Origin of the sequence: Rhodococcus maanshanensis NBRC 100610, from assembly GCF_001894865.1 — a bacterium.
In the GTDB taxonomy this organism is placed as follows: Bacteria; Actinomycetota; Actinomycetes; order Mycobacteriales; family Mycobacteriaceae; genus Rhodococcus_G; species Rhodococcus_G maanshanensis.
On the sequence record NZ_BCXA01000020.1, the window covers coordinates 25,458 to 50,807 of the forward strand.

Here is a 25,350-nt window from a genome sequence, read left to right on the forward strand (position 1 = left end):
CGTTCGGTTGACACTCCGCGCGGCCGCCTCAGCCCGGGCAGGCGCCGCCGTCCGGGGGCAGCGCACCGGTGCGGGCGTACTCGGCGATCGCGAGCTGTCCGCAGCCGGAATGCGTCGACACCGGATGCCCGCTGCCGAGCCAGGCGACGGTCGCGTTGGCGGCGCCCGCGGCGGCGACCGCGCCGGTGACGGACCCCGCCCCCGCGCTGCCGACGATCGGGTCGGCGGCCCCGCTGAGGGTGAGCACCGTGGCGTCGAGTCGAGAGGGCAGCTCGGGAGGCGGTGTGGTGGGCCACGCCGTGCACAGCAGCAGCGACAGCGCGGCGTCGGGCCCGAACACCGGGTACTGCTCGGCCCATGCGGTGCGCAGCTCGCGGGCACGGCCGGGCGTCGGCCACTGATTCCCGTCGGAGCAGCGCGCGATGAATTGTCCGTCCGAGTCGGTGGCGGCGGCGGTGTGCCCGATGAGGGAGTCGAGCGGGCCGATGTCGCCACGGCCTGCCGCGGCCAGCACGTCGGAGAACTCGCGGACGCGCGCCTGCTGATCGCCACGGGGGGCGCCGAGGAATCCGGTGAGGGCCGTCAGCAATCCGTTGGAGGAGACCGGGGCCAGCTCACCCGCCGAGGCGCGGCGCACCAGGTCGGCAACGGCCGAGCGGGGATCGGGGCCGAGTGAGCAGGCGAGCGCGGCGCACTGGCGGGCGAAGGCGGCCAGCGCCGCCTCCTGACCCGCGACGCGGGACTCGGCGGCCGTCACGGCGTCGGCGCGGACCGAGCCGGGGGCGTCGAGGACGAGCCGGGAGAGCCGATCGGGATGCTGCGCCGCGTACGAGAGCCCGACCGCCGCGCCGTTTCCTGTGGTGAGCAGGCCCAACCGGTCCACGCCCCACGCCATCCGCAACTGCTCGAGGTCGTCGGCGGCGTGCGCGGCGTCGAAGGCCAGCTCCTGCGGCTGCAGGAAGTCGGTGCAGCCGACCGTGGCGTCGCGGCTGAGTGTCATCACCTTGTCCGCGGCGTCGCCGCCGTCGGGGTCGGGAGGGGAGAACTGTCCGAGGTCGAGCATGGCCCGGCGCAGGCCGGGGGTGTCGATGCACTCGATGGTGGTCGAGGTACCGATGCCGCGACGGTCCACTGCCACCACCGGGCGGGCCGCCAGCAGGTCGGTGATGGGGCCCGCGGCCAGTGCCGCGAGGGTTGCGGTCGAGGCCCGGTCCGCACCGGAGGTGAGCACGAGCGGGCCCGCGTCGGCCGGGGTCTGCGGGAGCCTGGCCCGGGACACCCCGAGGCTGAAGGTGCCTGGGATCGAGGAGGACGGGTCGATCGGCGCCGCGAGTTGGGCGCACTCGATGATCAGCCCGGCCGGTCCTGGTCCGAGGCCGAGCGTGTCGAGGGTGGTGCGGGTGCAGTCGCTCCAGTCGAGGTCCGTGCGGGGCACCTCGACCGGGGGCGGCTCCTGCTCGGCGTCGGCGGCCGGGCTCGTCGTCTCTCCCGGTCGCTGCGCGACGGCGACGTCGGGGCGCACGCTCGGCCCGGCGCTGCAGGCGCAGCAGAGGGCGAGCACCACGGCGAGCGGCCACGTCCTGCGCAGTGGGGATGTCACGCTGCACAGCCTGCCAGGTCGCTCAGCCGTTCCGCTCGCGTACCCAGCGTGTGAGCAGCGTGCCGTCCTCGTCCCCGAGCAGGTGCGCCCGACGCATCGCCTTCGGCGCGGCGTCGGGGGAGGACGCGATCCGCGGTGCTCGACCGGCCACCAGCAGCGGGGCCGTGGTCAGGCACAGCTCGTCGACCGCGTCGGCCGCCAGCAACTGGCCGAACAGCGCGGGGCCGCCCTCGCAGAGCACCCGCGCGAGGCCGAGCCCGTGGAGGGTGTCGAGGATCGCCGACGGCGGCACTGTGGACTCGCCGAGTTCGAGGACCCGCGCGCCCGCCGCCTCGAGCCCGGCCTTCCTGTCGTCGGGTGCGGCGGCGGTGGTGAGGACCAGGGGTGCCACGGTGGTGTCGGTGAGCAACCGGGACGTCGGGTCGATGTCGGCGCTCGCGGTGACCACCGCGACGGGCGGCGCGTCCGCCTGGCCGCGCTCGCGCCTGCGTGCGCTGCGCTCCGCCGTGACCCGGGCGCCGCCGTAGTTCTCCGCCCGCACGGTTCCCGCGCCGACCAGGATCACGTCGGCCAGTTCGCGCAGGACACCGAACAGGCGTTTGTCGGCGGGGGTGCCAAGTCCCGCGGAGGTCCCGTCCGCGCTCACCGCGCCGTCGATGCTGGAGACGAAGTTGACCCGGACCCATGGCGCGGACGTCGCGTCCGGATAGACGTGCAGGTCGCGCAACTCATCGTCGTCGAGCGGTGTGAGGTGGGTCGCAATATCGAGGCGGTGCATATGTGAGATAACAGCACGTAGATAACCTCCTTGCATGCACGAGCGTCTTGTTGATCGCAGTCCGGTGGTTCAGGCGGACCAGCTGATCGCGCAAATGGTCCCGCCGGCGATGTTCGACGAGGTCAGTTTCGCCTCGTACATCCCCGACCCGAACGAGCCGAGCCAGGCCGCTGCCGTGCGCACGGCCGAGGAGTTCGCCGGCAAGGTGACGAAGATCCGCTCCGGCGGACGGCGCGGGTTGTTCGGCAAGAAGGCCCAGGCCAGCGGTGCGGGCCTGTACCTCGACGGCGGATTCGGCGTCGGCAAGACCCACCTGCTGGCATCGATCTTCCACAGCGTGCCCTCGCCGAAGGCGTTCGGGACGTTCGTCGAGCTGACCCACGTGGTCGGCGCGCTCGGCTTCAACAACGCGGTCGAGCAGCTCTCCGGCCACAGCGTGCTCTGCATCGACGAGTTCGAGCTCGACGATCCGGGCGACACCATGCTCGTCTCGCGCCTGCTCACCGAGCTGTCCGCGCGTGGCGTCTCGATCGTGGCCACCTCGAACACCCTGCCCGGTCAGCTGGGCGAGGGCCGGTTCGCCGCCCAGGACTTCCTGCGCGAGATCAAGAAGCTCGGGTCGATCTTCGAGACGATCCGGGTCGACGGCCCCGACTACCGTCACCGCGACCTGCCGCCCGCGCCTGAGCCGATCTCGGACGCCGAGCTCGCCGACCGCGCCGACGGTATCCCCGGCGCCACACTCGACGACTTCGACGCCCTGTGCGCGCACCTGAGCACCCTGCACCCCTCGCGCTACAACAAGCTGATCGCGGATGTGCCCGCGGTGTTCCTGCGGGGCGTGCACCCGGCCCAGGATCAGTCCGTGGCGCTGCGACTGGTCGTGCTCGCCGACCGCCTGTACGACGCGAGCATCCCGGTCACCGTGTCCGGCGCCAAGCTGGACGAGATCTTCACCCCGGAGATGCTCGCGGGCGGCTACCGGAAGAAGTACCTGCGCGCGACCTCGCGGTTGCTCGCGCTGTCCCGCTTCGAGGTCGCCGCCTAGACCGCTCGCTGCATGACGAAATCGTGATGTAGCTGCTCGCCGACCAGGAATGTCTTCGTGCCGACCCGCTCGAAGCCGTGCTTGGCGTAGAAACGCTGAGCCCGGGTGTTCTCCTGGTTGACCCCGAGCCAGACGCCCGCCGCGCCGAGGGCTCGCGCGTGGTCGAGGGCCGCGGTCATCAGCGCAACCGACACCCCGTCCCCGTGCCGGTCCGGCAGCACGTACAGCTTGCTGATCTCCAGCGTCGGCAACAGCGAAACCGCCGCGCGCACATCGGGATCGTCGGGGGTGCCGTCGACGAGCATCGCGTAGCCGATGATCCCGTCCGCGCCGACGGCCTTGAACACCGTCCGGTCCGGCGCGGCCAGGTACTCGGTGAAGCGGGCCTCCGACAGGACGGTGGTGACGAAGTCCGCGACGTCGGCCTCCGTCACGGACGGTGGGCAGGCCAGCGGGAAGGTCTCGGCGGCAACGGCGGCGAGCTCGGCCGCATCGGATGCGGTCGCGCGGATGACGGCGAACTCAGTCGACATCGGTCTAGTCGACCACACGGCTCAGGTCGGCGGAATCCGCCCCCGCGACGACACGGTTCGGCCGGAACGCGGGGGCGAGCAGGAACAGCGCAACCGCGAACAGCAGCGGCAGGACGAAGCCGATCCGCAGATCGGAGACCGCCGCGACCGCGCCGACGATGGCACCGCCGACCAATGTGCCCGCGTAGTTGAACAGGTTGAGTCGGGCGATCACGGCGTCCGTCTGGTCCGGCGGGGCGAGCCTGCCCGCGGCACTGAAGCACAGCGGCGCGATGACGGGGGCGCCGAGTCCGACGATGAGGAAGCCGATGATCGCGACGGTCGGGCTCTGCGCAGCGATCACGACGACCAGCCCGAGCGCGGCGATCGCCGCGCCGACCCGGACGACAGCAACCTCGCCGTGGCGCCGCACCCAGAAGTCGCCGGTCAGACGGGAGACGAGGCCGGCGGCCTGATAGGCGGCGACCGCGAGCGCCGCCGTACTCGCGCTGGCGAGCAACAGCTCCTTGAGGTACAGCGCGGACCAGTTGCCGACGCTGAAGTCGATGGCGAAGAACAGTGCCATCGCGGCGCCGAGGGCCAGGAAGGGGCGCATCGGGATCGCCAGCGGCGCGGCGGAGGTGGTCGCCTCGGCCTCCGGCCCGGCCTCGAGCAGCCTCGGCCCCATGAGCAAGGTTCCCGCGGCGACCGCGACCGCGGCACCGAAGATCGACACCGGCAGGCTCACCTCGAGCGCAGAGCACGCCGAGACGTAAAGCGCACCCACGATCGCGCCGACGCTCCACGCGCCGTGGAACGAGGAGAGGATCGACCGGCCGTAGCGGTGCTGGATCGCCACTGCCTGCATGTTGGTGGCCGCATCGACCATGCCGAGGCCGATGCCGTACACGGCGAACCCGGTGAAGAACGCGGCAGGCGAGGGCGCGAAGGCGATCCCGGTGCCTGCGCCCGCGATGACGAAGAGTCCCGCGCGCAGGGTGGTCTTGCTGGAGGTCCTGGTCGCCACGTATTCGGCGAGCACGCTCCCGAGGGCCGCCACCAGCGAGACCAACACGACGGCGATGACGATGGTGGAGTCGTCGAAGCCGTACCGGTCCTTGAACTGGGGGAGCTGGGTCAGGAGTGCGGCGAGGAACATGCCCTGCAGGCCGAAGCCAACGGCGGTCGACACGCGAGCGGCCCGCAGCGCGGGGGTGGGGAGCGTCATGAGGCCAGTGTGCTTTCGCCGGGCCCGTTCGGGCGGTGTGTTGATGAATTCAAGCATCGCACTGGACGCGCGTCCAACATTTCGGCAAACTCGGCTCATGACTGCGACTGAAACCAATCCTATGTTCCCTCAGGGCTTTTTGTGGGGCGTGGCCACGGCCGCGTACCAGATCGAGGGAGCGGTGGATGAGGGTGGCCGAGGCCGCTCCATCTGGGACGAGTACTGCGAGCGGCCCGGGGTGATCGTCGGGGGCGAGACGGGCGTGGTCGCCATCGACCACTACCACCGCTACCGCGAGGACGTCGGGCTGATGCGCGAGCTGGGCGTCGACGCCTACCGGCTGTCCGTGTCCTGGTCCCGGGTGCAGCCCACCGGTAGCGGTCCGGTCAACGAGGAGGGTCTGGACTTCTACGACCGCCTCGTCGACGAGCTCGTCGCGGCCGGGATCGATCCGGCCGTCACCCTGTTCCACTGGGACCTGCCGGTCGAGCTGCAGGAGGCGGGCGGTTGGCTCAACCGCGAGACATCCTATCGGCTCGCCGAGTACGCCGACATCGTCGGTCGCAGGCTGGGTGATCGCGTGCGCATGTGGATGCCGCTGAACGAGCCGGTCGTGCACACCCTCTACGGGCACGCGCTCGGTGTGCATGCCCCCGGCCAGGAACTGGGCTTCGGTGCGCTGCAGGCCGCTCACCACCAGCTGCTCGGCCACGGGCTGTCGGTGCAGGCGCTGCGCGCGGCCGGGTGCGACAACATCGGCATCGCCTCCAACCACGCGCCCGTGCACGCGGCCAGCGAATCGGAGGCCGACGTCGCCGCTGCCGAGATCTACGACCACATCGTGAACTGGACGTTCGCCGACCCGATCCTGCGGGGCAGCTACCCGGCGGAGGAGTTGGCCGCAGTGCTGCAGGGGCCGGTCGCCGAGGACCTCGAGGTGATCTCGCAGCCGATCGACTGGTTCGGCATCAACTACTACGAGCCGACACTGATCGCCGCGCCCACCTCCGACGAGGGCAGCAGCGGGGTCCTCGAGGTGGACCTGCCGCCGGGGATGCCGTTCCAGCCGGTGGCGCTGGAGGGCTACGAGCGGACGGACTTCGGCTGGCCGATCGTCCCCGCGGGCCTGCGCGAGATCCTCGGGATCTTCGCGGACCGGTACGGCGACGCGCTGCCGCCGATCTACATCACCGAGAGCGGGGCGTCGTTCCACGACGACGACCCCGACGAGAACGGCCGGGTCGACGACCGTCGGCGGATCGACTACCACCGCGAACACCTGCACGCGGTGCGGGAGGCGATCGAGGACGGCGTCGACGTCCGGGGCTACTTCGCCTGGTCGATCTTCGACAACTTCGAGTGGGCGGCCGGGTACAAGGAGCGGTTCGGCCTCGTCCACGTCGACTACGAGACGCTGGTCCGCACGCCGAAGGACTCCTACTTCTGGTACCGCGACCTGATCGCCGGACACGCGAGCGCGAACTGATGACCAGCCTGGCGAACCGATTGATGCCCGCGGCGCTCGCGCTGCGGGGCAGCAGGCGGGTGGGCGCCGAGGCCACCCGCCGGGAGATCGCGGGCCGGGCGTTGCGACCCCGTTCGTTCAGCCCGCCGCGTGGGCTCGATCGGCGGGTCGACATCCGCTTGGAGCGCACCGCGGCGGGCTGGCCGGTGTACTCGCTGGCCGCGCACGGCGCATCGCGGCGGGATCTGGAGAGCGCGCTTTACCTGCACGGTGGCTCGTACTTCCGCGAGATCAACCGTCAGCACTGGCAGCTGGTCGCGGGCCTGGCCCGGTCGTTGCCGGTGGAGGTGGTGGTCCCGATCTACCCGCTGGCGCCGGTGGCGACGGCGGACGTCGTGGTGCCCGCCGCCGCCGACCTCGCCGAATGCCTGATGGGGGAGCGGGGCGCCGAGCGGTTCACCCTGCTCGGCGACTCCGCGGGAGGGGGCATGGCGCTGGCCGTCGCGGTGGCATTGCGGGAACGCACCCTCACGCCGCCGCGGCGGACGGTGCTGATCTCGCCGTGGCTCGACATCACCGCCGACGACCCGGCCGTCGCGGAGCTCGCGGCGCACGACCCGTGGCTGAGTCCGGACGGGCTGCGGGTGGCAGGCGAGGCCTACCGCGGCGCCCTCGCGCCTGAGGACGTCCGCGTCAGCCCGATCAACGCCGACCTCGACGGCCTGGGACACATCACGGTGTTCACCGGCACCCGCGACATCCTCAACGCGGATGCGCGGCGGCTGCGTGAGCGAATCGCGTTCAGCAACACCGAGTTCGAGTACCACGAGGAGCCGGGCCTGCTACACGACTACCCGCTGCTGCCGACGCCGGAGGGCAGGGTGGCGCGCAGGACGCTGCGCGGCGTCCTCGACCCGAGGGGAGCGATCAGTTCGGCGCTGTGACCCGGGCCGGTGCCGGGCGCCTGCGACGGACGAGGAAGCCGGCCCAGGACACGAGGACCACGAGCCCGGCGAGCATCTGCAGCAGCGTGGTGTACCGCTCCGGATAGACGACACCGGTCAAATAGGTGTCGATGAAGCCGGTGCGCAGTCCCTGCTCGCCCGCCTCGTGCCTGGCCCAGTTCTCCAGATGGGTCAGCGGGCAGTCGAACCCGAACACGATGGTCGAGAAACCCCAGCCGGCGAGCACGAGATGCGGCCAGATCGCCCACGGCCACCGCCAGGCCAGGAACCCGCCGGCGACGACGTACACCAGGAACGCGAAGTGCACGGTCATCGTCGCCTCGGCGAGCACCCGAAAGACCATGTGGACATTGTCCCTCCGGGTCGAACCGGAGGGGTACACATCGGTTGTTACAGGCGGCGGTTGAACACTTCCTTCGCCTTCGAGGTGGTGATGTCGACCGTGTACACGCGGAGCGTGGCGGCCGTCGGCGAGAGGTCCATCACCATGAATCCGACGTCGGCGAAGTTCTGGAAGAGGTTCTTGTTCACCCCGCCGGAGCCGGCCTTGCCGCTGCTGGTCTTGCCTGCGGCACCGGAGACGATCTGACGGGTGCCCTTGGACTCGATGGTCGGCTCGAGGACCTGCAGCGAGTGATCGTGTCCCGCAAGGAGGAACTGGCAACGTCCGAGGACATGCTCCTCGTAGAACTTCTTCGCGTCGGCGCCGTTCATGGGCGGGACCGGCATCCCGTCGTACACGCCCGCGTTGCCGTGGGATCCGTTGCTCAGGTAGGGGTGGTGGGCGCACGCGATCTTCCACTTCGCCGGTGACGCGGCGATCGCCGCGTCCAGCCACGCGCGCTGCTCGTTCATGAACTGCCCGTCCGCGGCCCAGTAGGGCGCCAGGATCGGGGGCAGCATGGCGGCGACCGGGTTCATGTCGAGGACGAAGAACTCGACGACCGGGTTCTTCTCGGGCACCCGGACCGAGTAGTAGCGGCTGGGCATCCACCACCGCCGGGAGAGCCGGTGGTAGTCGACCTCCTCGTCGCCGCGCAACAGCCAGCCGCCGTCGCCGGGGAAGATCGCGCTGTTGTCGTGGTTGCCGAGGGCCATCACCCAGGGGAAGTCGAGGCCGTGGTTGGGGTCCTCGAACTTCGCGGCGAACTGGGTGTCGTTCTCGTTGGTCGGCCCCATTTCGTAGATGTTGTCGCCGAGACCGAGCGCCATCGACATGGGCTCGCGGCTGTGCAGGTCGCGAATCGCGTCGGCCACCGCCCACTGGGCCTTGGTGCCGGTGCCCGCGTCCCCGGTGATCAGCACCCGGAGGTTGGTGCCGGTGGGGAAGGGGAACTTGCCGGTGCCCGCGGAGGGCTTGGCGTCGGCCGCGGCCGCGGTCCCGGGCACCATGGTGGCCAGCGGCAGGACCGCGCCAGCCGCTGCGGCGCCTGCCAGGAATCGGCGGCGGTCGATCTGGTTGAACTCCATCACAGTCCTCGGGTCGCATCGGTTCGGTATCCGGACGAGCAAACCTTAATGTGAACGACCGTTCAACTCGATACGCCAGGCCGACGTCGGTGTTCACTCGTCGTTCAGTCGGCGTACACCTGAAGTCGCCCGGATACGACGAAAGCCCCGGCCACTGGCCGGGGCTTTCGATGATGGTGCGCGATACTGGGATTGAACCAGTGACCTCTTCCGTGTCAGGGAAGCGCTCTCCCGCTGAGCTAATCGCGCGGAACGCCGGAACCAGTCCGGACCAAACGAGCGGATGACGGGATTCGAACCCGCGACCCTCACCTTGGCAAGGTGATGCGCTACCACTGCGCTACATCCGCATTGTGCACTACCGGACCCATTGTGTAGGTCCGAAAGTGCGAATAGAAAAGGCACCCGACCGGGTGCCTATTCCTTCGTGCGCGATACTGGGATTGAACCAGTGACCTCTTCCGTGTCAGGGAAGCGCTCTCCCGCTGAGCTAATCGCGCGAGGTGGAGACGGGAATCGAACCCGTGTGCACGGCTTTGCAGGCCGTTGCCTCACCACTCGGCCACTCCACCGTCAAGGTCGAGTCCAACCTCGAGAGCGGATGACGGGATTCGAACCCGCGACCCTCACCTTGGCAAGGTGATGCGCTACCACTGCGCTACATCCGCATTGCACTTCCGGGGGCGGCGTTGCTGCCTCCGTGGTGCGAGATGAAACATTAGCCCACGGGGTGTGTAGTCACAAATCGCCAGTTCAGTGGCCGAAACGGGGATCGGGTGGAGTGCAATGGCCGCGCATGGAAGGCGCATAGAACGCGCATTCACGGGGATCAGGACGCCCGTTCCCGGCAACTGCCGGGTCGGAGGGGTTGGGCGCGGGAGTGGGGTTCGATGGGATGCGGACGGGGATTCCGAGAGGGCCGTACTGCGGTTTTTCACTTCCGCGGAAGTCGTGTTAATGTTCCATCCCGTCCGGCCGCGAGAGTTCAACGCGCGGCTCGGTCCCGTGGCTCAGTGGGAGAGCGTCCGCTTCACACGCGGAAGGTCGCTGGTTCGATCCCAGCCGGGACCACAACGAAAAGCCCCCCTCGTACGAGGGGGGCTTTTTTGTGCCCTCTTGGTGTCGGGGGACGTTCGTGACCGGCAGACCGCTGCCTCCGGGAGGTGGTGGCGGATACAATCGATGTTCCGCGCTGGAGGTCGGGGCCTCTCAGATTGGAGCTGATCTCTGATGGCCGATCAGGCGACGCTCCTCGACTATCTGAAGCGAGTGACCGCGGAGCTCTATCAGACGCGGGAGAAGCTTCGCGAGGCCGAGGGAGTCAGCCGCGAGCCCATCGCCGTGATCGGGATGGGCTGCAGGTATCCGGGCGGCGTGCGGTCGCCCGAGGACCTGTGGCGCCTGGTGGAATCGGGTTCGGAAACCGTCACCGGGTTCCCCGAGGACAGGGGCTGGCTGCTCGCGGACCTCTACGACCCGAAGGCCGAGCAGTCCGGCAAGACCTACACCGTGCAGGGCAGCTTCCTCGACGACCCGGCGGGGTTCGATCCGGGGGTCTTCGGTATCTCGCCACGCGAGGCGCTGGCCATGGACCCGCAGCAGCGCCTGCTCCTGGAAACGAGCTGGGAGACCCTCGAGCACGCGGGCATCGATCCACGGTCGGTGCATGGTGGCCAGGTCGGCGTGTTCACCGGGCTCTCCGGAATCGACTATGCGGCGCGGGCGGGCGGGGCGCCGCCCGAGGACCTCGAGGGCTACTTCATCACCGGCAACGCCATGAGCGTCGCCTCAGGACGCGTGGCGTACAGCTTCGGACTGTGTGGACCCGCGATCACCGTCGACACCGCGTGCTCCTCGTCCCTGGTGTCCATCCATCTCGCCATGCAGGCGCTGCGAAGCGGGGAGTGCGAGCTGGCACTCGCGGGCGGGGCGACCGTGATGGCAACCCCCGCTGTGTTCGTGGAGTTCAGTCGCCAGCGCGGACTGGCGCGAGACGGGCGGTGCAAGGCCTTCTCCGCCGCGGCGGACGGTACGGCGTGGGGCGAGGGTTCGGGAATGGTCGCGCTGGAACGGCTGTCCGACGCGGAGCGCAACGGTCGCCGGATACTGGCCGTCATCCGTGGCAGCGCGGTGAACCAGGACGGCGCGAGCAACGGCCTGACCGCTCCGAACAAGCAAGCCCAGGAACGGGTGATCCGGCAGGCGCTGGCCAGCGCCGGGCTCGGACCCGCTGATGTCGACGCCGTCGAGGCGCACGGCACGGGGACCACACTGGGCGATCCGATCGAGGCGTCCGCCCTGCTGGCCGGATACGGCCGCGATCGCCCCGCCGACCGCCCCCTGTGGCTCGGCTCGGTGAAGTCGAATCTCGGGCACACCCAGGCGGCCGCGGGCGTGGCGGGCGTGATCAAGATGATCATGGCGATGCGCCACGGGGTCCTGCCGAAGACGCTGCACATAGACCGGCCGACCCCGCACGTCGACTGGTCCGCCGGCTCGGTGTCGCTGCTCACCGAGAATCGCGACTGGCCGGTGGCCGATCGGCCCCGCCGGGCGGCGGTGTCCTCGTTCGGCATCAGCGGCACCAACGCGCACGTCGTGCTGGAGCAGCCCCCGCCCGTCACACCGTTGACTGACGAATCGACAGCCCCCGATGGCGAGGTCGTGGCCTGGTTCGTCTCGGGCCACACCGAGCCGGCGCTGCGCGCCCAGGCCGAGCGGTTGCGCGAGTACGTCGCCGACCATCCCGACCTGACGCCCGCCCAGGTGGCCGGTGCGCTGCTGGGATCGCGCGCCGCCTTCGACCAGCGCGCCGCCGTGATCGGATCGGAGCCCTCGGGCCTGCTGGCAGGCCTCGACGCCCTCGGCCGCGGCGCGCCCGGCCCCGATGTGGTCACCGGGCTTGCCCTCGAAGCCGGCGACCGGCCGGTGTTCGTCTTCCCCGGCCAGGGTGCGCAGTGGGTTGGCATGGCGGCTGAGCTGCTCGAATCGTCGCCACTGTTCGCCGACAGCGTGCGCGAGTGCGCCGAGGCGATGGCCCCGTACACGAAGTTCTCCCTGCTCGATGTGCTGCGCGATCGCGATCCGTCCTCCCTTGACCGGGTCGATGTCGTGCAGCCTGCCCTGTTCGCGGTGATGGTCGGACTCACCCAACTGTGGCGGGCGCACGGCGTGGAACCGGCGGCCGTGGTCGGACATTCGCAGGGTGAGATCGCCGCCGCGTGCGTCGCGGGCGCGCTGAGCCTTTCCGACGCCGCGCTGGTCGTCGCGGCACGGAGCAGTGTGATCGCCGCCTCGGCGCGTCGCGGCGGTGGGATGGCCTCGGTGGCGCTACCCGCGGACGCGGTGCGGGCAAGGATCCAGCCGTGGGCGGGCGCCGTCGAGGTGGCGGCGATGAACGGTCCGTCCGCGACCGTGGTGTCCGGACCCGTCGAGGCACTCGACCTCCTGGTGGGGCAGTTGCAGGGCGAGGGTGTCCAGGCCAGGCGGATCGCCGTGGAGTACGCCTCGCACTGCTCGGATGTGTCGGTCCTGCGGGAACCGATCCTCGACGCCCTCGCCTCGATCACGCCCCGCCGGTCGCGGATTCCGTTCTATTCGACGGTGACCGGTGGCGCGCTGGACGGCACCGCGCTCGACGCGGACTACTGGTACCGGAACCTGCGCCGCCCCGTCCGGTTCGAGCAGGCGACGAGATCGCTGGCCGCGGACGGCTATCGGTTGTTCGTCGAGTCGTGCAGCCATCCCGTCCTGACCGTGCCGTTGCAGGAGACCCTCGACGCGGCTGGTGTCGCGGGCCGGGCCATCGGCACCCTGCGGCGCGAGCGCGCGGGCCTGCGCCAGTTCACCACGGCGCTCGCCGAGGCCCAGGTGTCCGGGGTGCACATCGACTGGGATCGGGTCGGCTGGGCCCGACGCGACGATCGGCAGCGGTGGGTTGAGCTGCCCACGTATGCCTTCCAGCACCGCCGCTACTGGCTCGACAGTCCCGCGCCGCACGGTGACGTCGCGTCGGCGGGCATGGACTCCGGTGGACACCCGATGCTCGCCGCATCGGTCGAGCTCGGTGACGACCGGGGCGTGGTGTTCACGGGCCTGCTCTCCCCGCAACGCCTTCCGTGGCTGCGCGACCACGCGGTGAACGGAACCGTCATCCTGCCGGGCACGGCATTCGTGGAGCTCGCCCTCCACGCGGGCAACCGCATCGCACACGGCGGACTCGAGGACCTCGCCATCGAAGCGCCCCTGCTGATCCCGGCCGAGGGCGAGGTCGCGGTGCAGGTGAGCGTTCTCGCCGACGGCGACGGCGGCCGCTCCTCGGTGTCGGTGCACTCCCGGCCCGCGGACGCCGCGGCGGAGGCGCCGTGGACCAGACACGCTACCGGCACGCTCACTGCGGCCGTGGACACCGCCGACTCCGGCGAACAGCAGTGGCCGCCAGCCGATGTCACGCCGATCGACGTCAGGGGTCTGTACGGAGTGCTGGACGAGGCCGGCTACGGGTACGGCCCGAGCTTCCGTGGCCTGCGGGCGGCGTGGCGCCGCGGCGACGAGCTGTTCGGCGAGGTGAGTCTCGGCGGCGAGGACCCGGCCGAGGCGGTCGCGGGATACGGGATCCACCCGGCCGTGCTCGACGCGGCGCTGCACCTGATCGCGCTCGGTAGTGCGGCGTCGGGCGCGAGCGGCGTCCGTCTGCCCTTTGCATGGGGTGCAGTGCAGTTGTACGCCGTCGGCGCCACTGCTCTGCGTGTGCACGTCACGACGATCGGTCCCGAGCGCTACCGGGTGTCCGCCTACGACGTGACCGGCAAACCGGTCTTGACCGTGGATTCGTTGGCGCTGCGGCCGCTAGGGGACACCCAGCTTCCTGCCGCCGGTGTCGGCGAGAACCTCTACCGCGTGGAGTGGATGCCGGTTGGCGCCGCAGCGGCGGAGGCCGCGGCGGAACTGATGCCGCTCGCGGAGGCACTGGCGGGAGGCGACCACTCCGGTCGCGTGCTGTGGCTGGACTGCGAGCCGGGCGGGGAGCCGGACCTGCCGGCGCGGGCGCAGGCCGCGGCGGAGGCAGCGTTGGATGCGGTGCAGGCCTGGCTCCGCGAGGATCGCCTGGCCGAGACCCGCCTGCTCGTCACGACCCGGCTCGGGGTGGTCGTGCGCGACGGCGAACCGATCGACGACCTGTCCGCCGCACCCGCGTGGGGGCTGATCGGCGCGGTGCAGCACGAGTATCCGGACCGCATCAGCCTGGTGGACCTGGACCTGGCCGCGGGTGAACCCGCCGACCCCGCGCTGCTGGCGATGGCGTTGGCCTGCAACGAACCCCAGCTGGCGATCCGGGACGGCGTGCTGCTGGCGCCCATGCTGGCCGCGCAGACGCCCGGCGCGGCCGCACCCGAGGCGGATCCGGCCACCTTCGGCCCGGATGGCACGGTCCTGATCACGGGTGGCACCGGAACCATCGGCAGGCTGATCGCCCGTCACCTCGTGACGCGGTACGGGGTGCGCAGGCTGGTGTTGACCGGCAGGCACCCGCTCGGCGCCGACAGTGCGGCTGAACTGCGGGCCGATGTCGCCGAGTCGGGCGCCGAGGTCCGCGTGGCGGCCTGCGACGTGGCCGACCGCGCGGCGGTGGCCGCCCTGCTCGCCGACATCCCAGACCTGTCCGGGGTGATCCACGCGGCCGGGGTGCTCGAGGACGCCACCGCCGTCACCGTGACGCGGGACCAGCTGCACGACGTCATGCGCCCGAAGGTGGACGGTGCCTGGCATCTGCACGAACTGACCCGCGACAAGGACTTGTCGGCGTTCGTGCTGTTCTCCTCCGCGGCTGGCGTGCTCGGCGGCGCAGGCCAGGCGAACTATGCGGCCGCGAACGTCTTCCTCGACGCACTCGCGCAGCACCGCCGCGCCCGCGGGCTGCAGGCGATCTCCATGGCCTGGGGGTTGTGGGACCGGCCGAGCGGGATGACCTCCCACCTGAACGCGGCCGACCTCGACCGGTTGCAGCGCTCCGGCATCGACACCATCAGTCCGGAGTCGGGGCTGGCCCTGTTCGATGCGGCGCTGGCGGTGAACCGTGCGCTGATCGTGCCGATACGTCTGTCGACGCGCCCCTCGCGCTCCGACGCCGAGTCGCTGCCGCCGATCCTGCGCAGGGTCCTCGGGATCCGTCGCAGGGTCGCTGCCGCCGAGTCGCCCACCGGCCTGGCCGACGAGCTGCGCGCGCTCGACCCCGGCGAGCGGCACAGCCGGGTCCTCGACCTCGTGACCACCCATGTCGCTGCCGTCCTCGGTCACGACAGCAAGGAAGCGATAGACCCGGAACGTGCCTTCAAGCAGCTCGGCTTCGACTCGTTGACCGCCGTGCAACTGCGCAACCAGCTGGCCACCGCCACCGGTGTCGCACTCGCCGCGACGGTGGTGTTCGACCATCCCACTGCCGACGCGCTCGCCCAGGAGCTCGTGGCTCGCCTGCTCGGCGGCGAAGCGGCACCGCAGTCGACCCGCCCGGCCCGCACCCGCAGGGGCGAGGACCCGATCGCGATCGTCGGGATGGCCTGTAGGTATCCGGGCCGGGTGTACTGCCCGGAGGACCTGTGGCGACTCGTGCGCGAGGGCCACGACACCGTGGGCGCGTATCCCGACAACCGGGGCTGGGATCTCGCCGAGGTCTACCACCCCGACCCGGAGCGAGCGGGCACCACCTACATGAGCCAGGGGGGATTCCTCTACGACGCAGACGAGTTCGACGCCGCCTTCTTCGGCATCAGCCCGCGCGAGGCGATCGCGATGGATCCGCAGCACCGACTGCTCCTCGAGAGTGCATGGGAGGCGTTGGAACGGGCGGGGATCCAACCGAACGGGCCCGGCCTCACCGACACCGGCGTGTACGTGGGGCTGATGGGGGGCGACTACGGCTTCCATCTGATGAGCAGGCGGAACGTCGATGCCGAGGGCTATCTGATGACCGGCACCAGCAACAGTGTTGCCTCCGGCCGGATCTCGTACTCTCTCGGCTTCACCGGGCCCGCGGTCACCGTGGACACCGCCTGCTCGTCGTCGCTGGTGGCAATGCATCTCGCGGCACGGGCCCTGCGCGACGGTGAATGCGCGCTCGCGTTGGCAGGCGGGGCGACGGTGATGTCCACCCCGGGCGTGCTGATCGAGTTCAGCCGCCAGCGCGGGCTCGCCGCGGACGGTCGGTGCAAGCCGTTCTCCGACCGGGCGGACGGCACCGGGCTCAGCGAGGGCGCGGGCATGGTGGTGCTGGAGCGGCTGAGCGACGCGGAGCGCAACGGCCACCGGGTGCTGGCGGTCGTCCGTGGATCGGCGGTCAACCAGGACGGGGCCTCCAACGGACTGACCGCACCCAACGGACCCTCCCAGGAGCGGGTGATCCGCCAGGCGCTGGCCGACGCCGCGCTCGCGCCGACCGACATCGACGCCGTGGAGGCACACGGCACCGGCACGACGCTCGGCGACCCGATCGAGGCGCAGGCGCTGTTGGCCGCCTACGGGCAGGACCGCGAGGGCAGGCCGCTGTGGCTGGGTTCGGTCAAGTCGAACATCGGTCACGCCCAGGCCGCGGCGGGGGTCGCGGGCGTGATCAAGATGGTGATGGCGATGCGTCACGGGGTGCTGCCGCCGAGCCTGCACGGCGACGCGCCGACCCGGCACGTCGACTGGACGGCGGGAGAGGTCTCGCTGCTCGCCGAACCCGTCGCCTGGCCGGAGACCGGGCGGCCAAGGCGCGCGGCCGTCTCGTCGTTCGGCATCAGCGGCACCAACGCGCACCTGATCCTCGAACAGCCGCCTGGCGAGCCGACACCCGTCCCCTCGCCCCCGCAGGCCTCACCGTTGGTCTGGGTGATCTCCGGAAAGACCGGCGATGCGTTGCGCGCGCAGGCAACACGGTTGGCGGAGTTCCTCGAGGGGGCGGACGAGCTCCCCGATCCGGCCGACATCGCGTACTCCCTTGCCACCACCAGATCCGGTTTCGCCCATCGTGCCGCGGTGATCGGCGAGACGTTCGAGGACCTGCGTGACGGACTGGTCCGCATCGCCGAGGGGCGACCGGGCGGCAATGTCGTCACCGGGACCAGCGTCCGCGGCAAGACGGCCTTCATGTTCACCGGCCAGGGCGCCCAACGGATAGGGATGGGTCGTGGCCTCTACGAGGCCAACCCGGTGTTCGCTGAGGCACTGGACGAGGTCTGTGCCGCACTCGACGAGCATGTGGAAATCCCGGTGCGCGAGGTGATCTGGGACGACGCCGAGGGCGGCGCCGCGAAGCTCGACAGCACCGAGTACACCCAGCCGGCCCTGTTCGCCGTCGAGGTCGCGCTCTATCGCCTGCTGCGGGACTGGGGCATCACCCCGGACTACCTGATCGGCCATTCGATCGGAGAGATCACGGCGGCCCACGTCGCGGGGGTGTTCAGCCTGCCCGATGCCGCGGCCCTGGTCGGCGAGCGCGGACGGTTGATGCAGTCGACGAAGCCGGGCGCGATGATCGCCGTCCGGGCGCGGGCGGAGGACGTGCTGGCACGGATCGACGACCGGGTCGATCTGGCCGCTGTCAACGGTGCCGAATCGGTGGTGCTCGCGGGCGGCGAACGCGATCTGGACGCCATCGCCTCCGAGTTGTCCGCCGCAGGCATGAAGACCACGAGCCTGCGGGTCGAGCGGGCCTTCCATTCGACCCTGATGGACCCGATCCTCGACGAGTTCACCGCCGTGGTGTCCAGGCTGGCGGCGCAGCCACCGGGTGTCCCTGTCGTCTCCAACGTCACCGGGCGCGTCGCCACCGCCGATGAACTCACCTCGCCGGACTACTGGACGCGGCACATCCGGCAATCGGTGCGCTTTCACGACGGCATCCGCGCCCTCGACGAGCTCGGTGTCACCCGACTCGTCGAAGTCGGTCCCGGCGCGGCCCTGACCGCGCTCGCCGCGGAGGTCGTCCCGAACGCGATCGCGACCCTGCCAGGACGCGGGGACGAGGCGCACGGGATCATCGCGGCGGTGGCGGCGGCTTACGTACAGGGCGTCCCGATCGACTGGGACCGGGTGCTGCCCGGGCGTCGCCGGGTCGACCTGCCCACCTATGCCTTCCAGCGTCGTTCCTTCTGGCCGTCGACATCGACGCGGAGCACCGGCGATCCGACGGAGCTCGGGCTCGGCCCGGCGGATCACCCGCTGCTCGGCGCGGCGGTCACCCTCGAGGACGACGCGCTGATGTTCACAGGGCAGCTCTCGCTGCAGCGCGATTCGTGGCTCGTACCGCCGGTCGACGACGGTGAGCAGGCGCAGGACGGTCCGCGGGCGGTCTCGCCCGCGGTGCTGGTCGAACTCACGTTGCACGCGGCCCATCACGTCGGTCTCGACCACGTCGACGAACTCACGCTGCACCACCCGGTGACCCTCTCGTCGTCGGGGCAGGCCTCGATCCGGGTGCTCGTGTCGCCGACCGACCCCGCGGATGGTCGCCGCACGGTCACCATCTCGTCGAACGCGACCGAGTCCGACGTCGCCGACGCCTGGGTCAGGAACGCGTCCGCGACGATCGACGACGTCGTCGGCCCCGCCGCCGCTGTGCCGCACCAGGTCCCGGGCGATGTCGAGGCCGAGGTGAGCCTCGAAGAAGGCGCCGACGCGACCGGCTTCGGCATCCATCCGGAGCTGTTGGAGGCCGCACTCGAGCCGATCCTCGGGTGGGACGGCTGGCCGGTGACCTGGTCGGGAATCCGTCTGCACACCGTCGGAGCGGAGGCGGTCTCGGTGCGGTCCGCGGCGCACGAGGACGGGCGCCATCACGTCGTCCTCACCGACCCCGGAGGCGAGCCGGTCCTGACCGTCGACGCGCTGCGGGTCGTGCCGAGGGCGCTCGAGGGGGCAGGCGCCGGCGGCTCGGCGGCCCCGCCGCTGCACAGGCTGACCTGGGTTCCGGTCGAGAGCCCCGCGTCGGAGCCGACACCGGGACCGATGGTCGTCCTCGGCGCCGAGTGGCCGGGCGAGCGGGGTGACGGGTCGACCTTCCCGACACATCCCGACCTGGCGGCGCTGCGAACCGCGATGGAGTCCGCGTCCGACGACGGCGACGCGGTCCCGTGGACGGTGCTGGTCGGATGCGGCACCGGCGGCGAGCACGGTCCGGAGGTGACCCACGAACTGGGCGCCCGGGTGCTGCGACTGCTGCAGGACTGGCTGGACGACGACATCGTCGCCGACAGTCGACTGGTGATCGTGACCCGCAACGCGATGGCCACCGACGACGGTCAGGACCCTGATGCGGGCGCCGACCTCGCGGCCGCGGCGGTGTGGGGACTGGTCGGCTCCGCACAGAACGAGAACCCGGACCGGTTCGTCCTCGTCGACCTCGACGACGCATCCGATGCCGACTCGGTGCTCACGGCTGCATCGGCGAGCGGCGAACCGCAGGTGGCCGTCAGGAACGGCACCCTGCTCGCCCCCCGGCTACGGCGGGCCCGCGCCGCCGAGCCCGAGGGCCCGCCCTTCGATCCCGGCGGCACGGTTCTCGTCACCGGCGGCACCGGCACCGTCGGGTCGCTGGTGGCCCGCCACCTGATCGCCGCGCACGGGGCGCGGCATCTCGTACTGACCAGCAGGCGCGGACCCGATGCCGAGGGTTGCGACCAGCTGCGCCGCGAGCTGACCGAGCTGGGGGCCGAGGTGAGCATCGTCGCCTGCGACGCCTCCGACGAGCCGGCCCTCGCGGCGCTGCTGGCCGGGATATCGCAGGATCACCCGCTGACGGCGGTGATCCACGCGGCGGGCGTCATCGACGACGCCACCCTCGGCTCGCTGACCCCCGAGCGGCTCGACACGGTGCTGCGGCCGAAGGTCGACGCTGCTTGGCACCTGCACCGGCTGACCGCGACATCGGAGGTGCGGGCCTTCGTGCTGTTCTCCTCGCTAGCCGGTGTCCTCGGTGCACCAGGGCAGGCGAACTACGCGGCCGCGAACATGTTCCTCGATGCACTTGCCAGGCACCGCCACACCCTCGGTCTTCCCGCGGTGTCGATCGCGTGGGGCATGTGGGCGCCGCCGAGCACCATGACCGACAACCTCGGCGCGATCGATCTCGCCAGGGCGCGCCGCAGTGGAATGGTGCCGATGGCCGCTTCCGACGGCCTGGCCCTCTTCGACGGCGCGTTGGCCGCCGGGGTCCCGGCCGTGGCGGCCGCCCGGTTCGACCTGTCCGGGTCGGCCGCGCCGTACGTCGCCGCCCCGCTGCGCGGACTCATCCGGGAGCCGCGCAGGCGTGCAGCGGGGTCGGGCTCGGCGGGGGCCGGATCGAGCGGGTCCGGGCCGTCGGATTGGGCGCAGCGCCTGGCCGACCTGTCGATTCCCGAGCAGCGACACCTGATGCTCGACCTGGTCCGGGCCGGGGCCGCCGCGGTCCTCGGCCACGACGCCGCGGACTCCGTCGACCCGGACCAGGCCTTCAAGGAACTCGGCTTCGACTCGCTCGCCGCCGTTGCCCTCCGCAACCAGCTCGGTGCGGCCACCGGGCTGCGGTTGCCGCCCACCATGGTGTTCGACCACCCCAGCTCGCGCGCCGTCGCCGAGTTCCTGCGCGCGGAACTCGTACCGGATCCGGTGTCGGTGGCCTTCGCCGACGTCGACCGGCTTCGCGCGACCATCGCCGAACTCGGTGCGGACAGCGAGGCCAGGTCGGCCCTCGCGCAGCGTCTGGCGCACCTGTTGGCCGAGGTCGGCGCGGGCGACGATGCACGCGCCGATGCTGTCGACAAGATTCACGCGGCGACCAGCGAGGAGATCCTGGACCTGATCGATCGCGGCCTGTGAACCGAGATGTTCGGGTGTAATGGACGCCCATGACCGTCGTCCACAGCTTTCCCGCCGTACTCGACGACCGCGCCGACACCCTGATCCTCGGGTCGATGCCGGGTATCCCGTCGCTGGCCGCGGGCATGTACTACGCGAATCCGCGCAACAGTTTCTGGCCGATCATGGGTGAGCTGTTCGACGCGGGCCCAAGGCAGACCTATGCGCACCGGCTGCGGCGGCTCCAGGACGAGGGCATCGCGCTGTGGGACGTGCTGAAGCTGTGCAGGCGGGAGGGCAGCCTCGACTCGAGCATCGACCCCGATTCCGAGGTGGCCAACGACTTCGCGGACCTGTTCGAGCGTCACCCGCGGATCGGCCGCGTCTTCTTCAACGGGGCCAAGGCCGAACAGGCGTACCGGCGCGCCGTCGTCGCGCGTGGCCTGCACCCGGAGGCGGTCGCCATGGCCCGGTTGCCGTCGACGAGTCCGGCGAACGCGGGCACCCCGGTCGCGGACAAGCTGGCGGCCTGGCGGGCGGTCGCCAGGTAGCTCGGCCGACTCCCGCGGCTGCCGCCCCGTCGGTACTGTTGTCCGGGTGGTGACGACCGAGAACCGATGGATGCGCCTGCGGCGAGATATCGCAGGCAACACCGCAATGAACCTGGCCTACCGCATCTGTGTCGGCGTGGTCGGCGGACTGGTCCTCGTCGCAGGCATCATCGCCATTCCGTACCCAGGTCCCGGCTGGTTGATCGTGTTCGCCGGGCTCGGCATCCTCGCCTCGGAATTCGCGTGGGCGCACCGCCTGCTCCGGTTCGCGAGGGAGCGCTACGACCGGTTCATGGCATGGTTCGGCCGACAGTCAGTCGTGGTGAAGGCGCTGTCCGCGTTGCTGACGTGTGCAATCGTGATCGGAACCCTGTGGGTGCTGGGAACTCTCGGGCTCATCGCCGGTTGGGTGGGCGTAGAGCACCCGATCTTGGAGAGCCCGCTCTAGTCGTGGGGATCGATCAGGAACTCGGCGAGGCCTACGAGCGAGCGATCGCGGCGATCCCGTATCTGCGAGACGCGACCGTCCCCACGCCGACCGCGGCCGAACACCCGGGCAGCGTCCTGGTGGACCGAGACTGGCTGTCGGCACGGATCGTCGACACCGCGCGGCGATGGGCCTGCGACGACGCCCGCGTCTCGGCCACGCTGTGGTGGTACTCGGCGAGTTCGACGCTGCTGTCGGTGCCGGCCTCGATGCTGCTGGCGACGGGCCTCGCGCCCGACCCGTCTCTGGCCGGGCTGACCTGTACGTTGCGGACCGATGGATACCTGGGGACCGTTCGCTCCGTTGCCGGCATCCGCGACGACGAGGTGCTGGCCGATCGGCTCAGGGCCGCGCTCGACCCGATCATCGCGGCACTGAGCGATCTCAGCGGTGCGGGCGTGCGCTCACTGTGGGCGATCGCGACCGACTCGCTCGGCAACCGCGCGCTGGACGCGGGCACCGCGCTCGGCAGTCCGGCGCTCGGCAGTGCGCTGGCGGTGCGGCTGGCCGACCTGATCGGGCCGGACCTGCCGCGGCCCCGGTTCGTCGACGTCGGCCGCGGGGGACCGGCGGACGCGGACCCGCGTGCCGCGCCCGCATCGGGTTCCCGGCGGGTGGTCCGCAGGTCGTCCTGCTGCCTGATCTACGAAACGGAGCCCGATCCGGTGGCCGCCGAGGGGGTCAAGTGCACCAGCTGTCCCCGGCAGCAGCCGTCGGTTCGTGCGGCGCGGCTCGGCGCGCTGCTCGGGTGACAGGCCCGTCCGATCCGCGTGCCGATAGCATGAGGACTCACCGAGCTGCCGTCTTCGAGTCGGCGCCGAACACCGAGGAGCACATAGCCGTGACCACGCCCGCATCCGCAGTCTCAGCCGCCCACGTCCGGGTGCCAGCGGGGACTACCGCCGGTACGGCGGTTCGGGAGGCGGGGCTCACCGGCAAGGGCGCGGACGCCATCGTCGTGGTCCGCGACGCCGAGGGCCAGCTCAAGGACCTGTCCTGGATCCCCGAGCAGGATGCACTGGTCGAGCCCGTCGCGGCCGACTCGGAGGACGGCCGCACCGTGATCCGGCACTCCGCCGCGCACGTGCTCGCCCAGGCCGTGCAGTCGGAGTTCCCGAACGCCAAGCTCGGCATCGGCCCGCCGATCAAGGACGGCTTCTACTACGACTTCCGGGTCGACGAGCCGTTCACCCCCGAGGACCTGGCCCGCCTCGAGAAGAAGATGAAGCAGATCATCAAGGGCTCGCAACGCTTTTCGCGCCGCGTGGTCGAGAACATCGAGGACGCCCGCGTCGAGCTGGCGAACGAGCCGTTCAAGCTCGAACTGATCGACGACAAGTCGGGCATCGACGACCCCGAGGTGATGGAGGTCGGCGGCAACGAGCTGACCATCTACGACAACCTCGACCCGAGGACCGGCGAGAAGGTGTGGGGCGACCTGTGCCGGGGCCCGCACATTCCCACCACCAAGCACATCCCCGCCTTCAAGCTGACCCGCAGCTCGGCCGCGTACTGGCGCGGCGACCAGAACCGCGAGGACCTCCAGCGCATCTACGGCACCGCATGGGAGTCGACCGAGGCGCTCGACAAGCACATGGAGCTGATCGCGGAGGCCGAGCGTCGCGACCACCGCAAGGTCGGCGCGGAGCTGGACCTGTTCAGTTTCCCCGACGAGCTGGGTTCCGGCCTGCCCGTCTTCCACCCCAAGGGCGGCATCATCCGCCAGGAGATGGAGAACTACTCGCGTGCCAGGCACGTCGAGGAGGGCTACGAGTTCGTCTACTCGCCGCACATCACCAAGGGCGATCTGTATCAGGTCTCCGGCCACCTGGACTGGTACAAGGACGGCATGTTCCCGGCGATGCACATCGATGCGGAACTGAACGAGGACGGCACGGTCCGCAAGCCGGGCCAGGACTACTACCTCAAGCCGATGAACTGCCCGATGCACAACCTGGTGTTCCGTTCCCGCGGCCGGTCCTACCGCGAACTCCCGTTGCGGCTGTTCGAGTTCGGCTCCGTCTACCGCTACGAGAAGTCCGGCGTCGTGCACGGCCTGACCCGGGTGCGCGGCATGACGCAGGACGACGCGCACATCTACTGCACCCGCGAGCAGATGCGCGACGAGCTCACCACCACGCTGAACTTCGTGCTCGGCCTGCTCAAGGACTACGGACTCGACGACTTCTACCTCGAACTGTCGACCAAGAACCCGGACAAGTTCGTCGGTGACGACGACGTCTGGGAGGAGGCGACCCGGACCCTGGCGGAGGTCGGGGAGGCCTCCGGGCTGACCCTGGTGCCGGATCCGGGCGGCGCCGCGTTCTACGGCCCCAAGATCTCCGTTCAGGTTCAGGACGCGCTCGGACGCACCTGGCAGATGTCGACCATCCAGCTCGACTTCAACCTGCCGCAGCGTTTCGACCTCGAATACACCGGATCCGACGGTGCCAAGCACCAGCCGGTGATGATCCACCGCGCCCTGTTCGGGTCGATCGAGCGGTTCTTCGGCGTGCTGACCGAGCACTACGCGGGCGCGTTCCCGGCGTGGCTGGCTCCGGTGCAGGTCGTCGGCATCCCCGTCGCCGAGGCCTTCGAGGATCACCTGTTCGACGTGGTGGCCAAGCTCAAGGCTGCCGGTGTCCGGGCCGAGGTGGATGTCAGCGACGACCGGATGCAGAAGAAGATCCGCAACCACACCACGCAGAAGGTGCCGTTCATGCTGCTCGCGGGCGAGCGGGACGTGGAGGCGGGCGCAGTCAGCTTCCGCTTCCGCGACGGCACCCAGATCAACGGCATCGCGGTCGCGGACGCCGTCGAGGCGATCACCGGCTGGATCGCGAGGCGCGAGAACGCCTCGCCCACAGCCGAACTGCTCGGAGGCCTCGGATGAGCGACGAGGGCTCGGTCGTCGACACCGGACCCGGTGACCCGGACCGGCTGCAGCGACTGTGGTCGCCGCACCGGATGTCGTACATCGCCGAGGCACCGAAGGTCACCACCCCGGGCGAGGGACCGTTCACCGACATCCCGAAGATGAGCGACGAGGAAGGGTTGATCGTCGCCCGCGGCGAGCACGTCTATGCGGTGCTCAACCTGTACCCGTACAACCCCGGCCACATGATGGTGGTTCCGTACCGCCGGGTTGCCGCGCTCGAGGACCTCACGCCCGAGGAGTCGGCCGAGCTGATGGCGTTCACGCAGCAGGCGATCCGCGTGATCAAGCGGGTCTCGCGTCCGGACGGCTTCAATGTGGGGCTGAACCTGGGCGCCGCTGCGGGCGGTTCGCTGGCCGAGCACCTGCACCAGCACATCGTTCCGCGCTGGGGCGGCGACGCGAACTTCATCACCGTCGTCGGCGGTGCGAAGGTGATGCCCCAGCTCCTGCGCGAGACCAGGGCGCTGCTCTCGGCAGCCTGGAACGCGTGAGCCGTA

15 protein-coding genes and 6 tRNA genes are annotated in these 25,350 nt (G+C 70.6%); 10 read left to right on the top strand and 11 right to left on the bottom strand.

Features of this window, described 5'->3' with window-relative positions:
• Positions 1-28 precede the first annotated feature (28 nt).
• Positions 29-1,600 carry an alpha/beta hydrolase gene (locus RM1_RS10660; protein ID WP_245816210.1) on the bottom strand — a complete coding sequence of 524 codons (1,572 nt, stop codon included), beginning with the start codon at positions 1,598-1,600 and terminating at the stop codon, positions 29-31.
• A gap of 22 nt (positions 1,601-1,622) precedes the next feature.
• A complete protein-coding gene (locus RM1_RS10665; RefSeq protein ID WP_072751277.1) occupies positions 1,623-2,378 on the bottom strand; it encodes a pyrimidine reductase family protein in 756 nt (251 codons plus the stop codon).
• Positions 2,379-2,412: 34 nt separating this feature from the next.
• Between RM1_RS10665 and zapE the strand changes: the two genes are divergently transcribed.
• Positions 2,413-3,426 (top strand): cell division protein ZapE, encoded by a 1,014-nt coding sequence (zapE, locus tag RM1_RS10670; RefSeq protein WP_072751278.1) that lies wholly within the window; start codon positions 2,413-2,415, stop codon positions 3,424-3,426.
• Here zapE and RM1_RS10675 read toward each other — a convergent pair.
• On the bottom strand, positions 3,423-3,959 hold the full coding sequence (locus RM1_RS10675; RefSeq protein WP_072751279.1) for a GNAT family N-acetyltransferase: 537 nt from the start codon (positions 3,957-3,959) through the stop codon (positions 3,423-3,425). The two genes, zapE and RM1_RS10675, sit on opposite strands and share 4 nt — an antisense overlap.
• A gap of 4 nt (positions 3,960-3,963) precedes the next feature.
• Complete coding sequence (locus tag RM1_RS10680) at positions 3,964-5,223, bottom strand: MFS transporter (RefSeq protein WP_072751280.1); 1,260 nt, start codon at positions 5,221-5,223, stop codon at positions 3,964-3,966.
• Positions 5,224-5,263: 40 nt separating this feature from the next.
• Here RM1_RS10680 and RM1_RS10685 point away from each other — a divergent pair, with 40 nt between their 5' ends.
• On the top strand, positions 5,264-6,652 hold the full coding sequence (locus tag RM1_RS10685) for a GH1 family beta-glucosidase (RefSeq protein ID WP_072751281.1): 1,389 nt from the start codon (positions 5,264-5,266) through the stop codon (positions 6,650-6,652).
• The gene (locus RM1_RS10690; RefSeq protein ID WP_072751282.1) at positions 6,652-7,575 is read left to right on the top strand and encodes an alpha/beta hydrolase fold domain-containing protein; all 924 of its coding nucleotides are present in this window, start codon (positions 6,652-6,654) and stop codon (positions 7,573-7,575) included. Before RM1_RS10685 ends, RM1_RS10690 begins: the two co-directional genes overlap by 1 nt.
• Here the strand turns inward: RM1_RS10690 and RM1_RS10695 are convergent.
• The 7 genes from RM1_RS10695 to RM1_RS10725 form a co-directional block, all read right to left on the bottom strand.
• On the bottom strand, positions 7,559-7,939 hold the full coding sequence (locus tag RM1_RS10695; RefSeq protein WP_072751283.1) for a DUF2784 domain-containing protein: 381 nt from the start codon (positions 7,937-7,939) through the stop codon (positions 7,559-7,561). The two genes, RM1_RS10690 and RM1_RS10695, sit on opposite strands and share 17 nt — an antisense overlap.
• Before the next feature lie 47 nt (positions 7,940-7,986).
• The gene (locus tag RM1_RS10700) at positions 7,987-9,069 is read right to left on the bottom strand and encodes a metallophosphoesterase (protein WP_072751284.1); all 1,083 of its coding nucleotides are present in this window, start codon (positions 9,067-9,069) and stop codon (positions 7,987-7,989) included.
• Positions 9,070-9,240: 171 nt separating this feature from the next.
• Positions 9,241-9,315, bottom strand: a tRNA-Val gene (locus tag RM1_RS10705).
• A gap of 29 nt (positions 9,316-9,344) precedes the next feature.
• Positions 9,345-9,416: transfer RNA gene (locus tag RM1_RS10710), tRNA-Gly, on the bottom strand.
• Between the two features lie 78 nt (positions 9,417-9,494).
• Positions 9,495-9,566: transfer RNA gene (locus tag RM1_RS10715), tRNA-Val, on the bottom strand.
• Position 9,567: 1 nt separating this feature from the next.
• A tRNA-Cys gene (locus tag RM1_RS10720) sits at positions 9,568-9,638 on the bottom strand.
• 24 nt (positions 9,639-9,662) lie between these two features.
• Positions 9,663-9,734 (bottom strand) — tRNA-Gly (locus tag RM1_RS10725).
• 331 nt (positions 9,735-10,065) lie between these two features.
• On the opposite strand from RM1_RS10725, the gene RM1_RS10730 reads away from it, so the two are divergent.
• The 7 genes from RM1_RS10730 (at position 10,066) to RM1_RS10760 (ending at position 25,344) form a co-directional block, all read left to right on the top strand.
• A tRNA-Val gene (locus tag RM1_RS10730) sits at positions 10,066-10,137 on the top strand.
• 159 nt (positions 10,138-10,296) lie between these two features.
• The gene (locus tag RM1_RS10735) at positions 10,297-20,898 is read left to right on the top strand and encodes a type I polyketide synthase (protein WP_072751285.1); all 10,602 of its coding nucleotides are present in this window, start codon (positions 10,297-10,299) and stop codon (positions 20,896-20,898) included.
• A gap of 29 nt (positions 20,899-20,927) precedes the next feature.
• Positions 20,928-21,428 (top strand): DNA-deoxyinosine glycosylase, encoded by a 501-nt coding sequence (locus tag RM1_RS10740; RefSeq protein ID WP_072751286.1) that lies wholly within the window; start codon positions 20,928-20,930, stop codon positions 21,426-21,428.
• A 70-nt stretch (positions 21,429-21,498) separates the two neighbouring features.
• Complete coding sequence (locus RM1_RS10745; protein WP_072751416.1) at positions 21,499-21,876, top strand: TIGR02611 family protein; 378 nt, start codon at positions 21,499-21,501, stop codon at positions 21,874-21,876.
• A 2-nt stretch (positions 21,877-21,878) separates the two neighbouring features.
• Complete coding sequence (locus RM1_RS10750) at positions 21,879-22,667, top strand: (2Fe-2S)-binding protein (protein WP_083576653.1); 789 nt, start codon at positions 21,879-21,881, stop codon at positions 22,665-22,667.
• Positions 22,668-22,756: 89 nt separating this feature from the next.
• The gene (gene thrS / locus RM1_RS10755; protein ID WP_072751287.1) at positions 22,757-24,808 is read left to right on the top strand and encodes a threonine--tRNA ligase; all 2,052 of its coding nucleotides are present in this window, start codon (positions 22,757-22,759) and stop codon (positions 24,806-24,808) included.
• On the top strand, positions 24,805-25,344 hold the full coding sequence (locus tag RM1_RS10760) for an ATP adenylyltransferase (RefSeq protein WP_027499599.1): 540 nt from the start codon (positions 24,805-24,807) through the stop codon (positions 25,342-25,344). Before thrS ends, RM1_RS10760 begins: the two co-directional genes overlap by 4 nt.
• The last annotated feature ends 6 nt before the right edge of the window (positions 25,345-25,350 follow it).

Excerpts from the sequence above, each read along its gene's own strand:
- RM1_RS10665 (WP_072751277.1), bottom strand. The coding sequence starts at position 2,378 with ATGCACCGCCTCGATATTGCGACCCACCTCACACCGCTCGACGACGAT.
- zapE (WP_072751278.1), top strand. The coding sequence starts at position 2,413 with ATGCACGAGCGTCTTGTTGATCGCAGTCCGGTGGTTCAGGCGGACCAG.
- RM1_RS10675 (WP_072751279.1), bottom strand. The coding sequence starts at position 3,959 with ATGTCGACTGAGTTCGCCGTCATCCGCGCGACCGCATCCGATGCGGCC.
- RM1_RS10680 (WP_072751280.1), bottom strand. The coding sequence starts at position 5,223 with ATGCTTGAATTCATCAACACACCGCCCGAACGGGCCCGGCGAAAGCAC.
- RM1_RS10685 (WP_072751281.1), top strand. The coding sequence starts at position 5,264 with ATGACTGCGACTGAAACCAATCCTATGTTCCCTCAGGGCTTTTTGTGG.
- RM1_RS10690 (WP_072751282.1), top strand. The coding sequence starts at position 6,652 with ATGACCAGCCTGGCGAACCGATTGATGCCCGCGGCGCTCGCGCTGCGG.
- RM1_RS10695 (WP_072751283.1), bottom strand. The coding sequence starts at position 7,939 with ATGGTCTTTCGGGTGCTCGCCGAGGCGACGATGACCGTGCACTTCGCG.
- RM1_RS10735 (WP_072751285.1), top strand. The coding sequence starts at position 10,297 with ATGGCCGATCAGGCGACGCTCCTCGACTATCTGAAGCGAGTGACCGCG.
- RM1_RS10740 (WP_072751286.1), top strand. The coding sequence starts at position 20,928 with ATGACCGTCGTCCACAGCTTTCCCGCCGTACTCGACGACCGCGCCGAC.
- RM1_RS10745 (WP_072751416.1), top strand. The coding sequence starts at position 21,499 with ATGCGCCTGCGGCGAGATATCGCAGGCAACACCGCAATGAACCTGGCC.
- RM1_RS10760 (WP_027499599.1), top strand. The coding sequence starts at position 24,805 with ATGAGCGACGAGGGCTCGGTCGTCGACACCGGACCCGGTGACCCGGAC.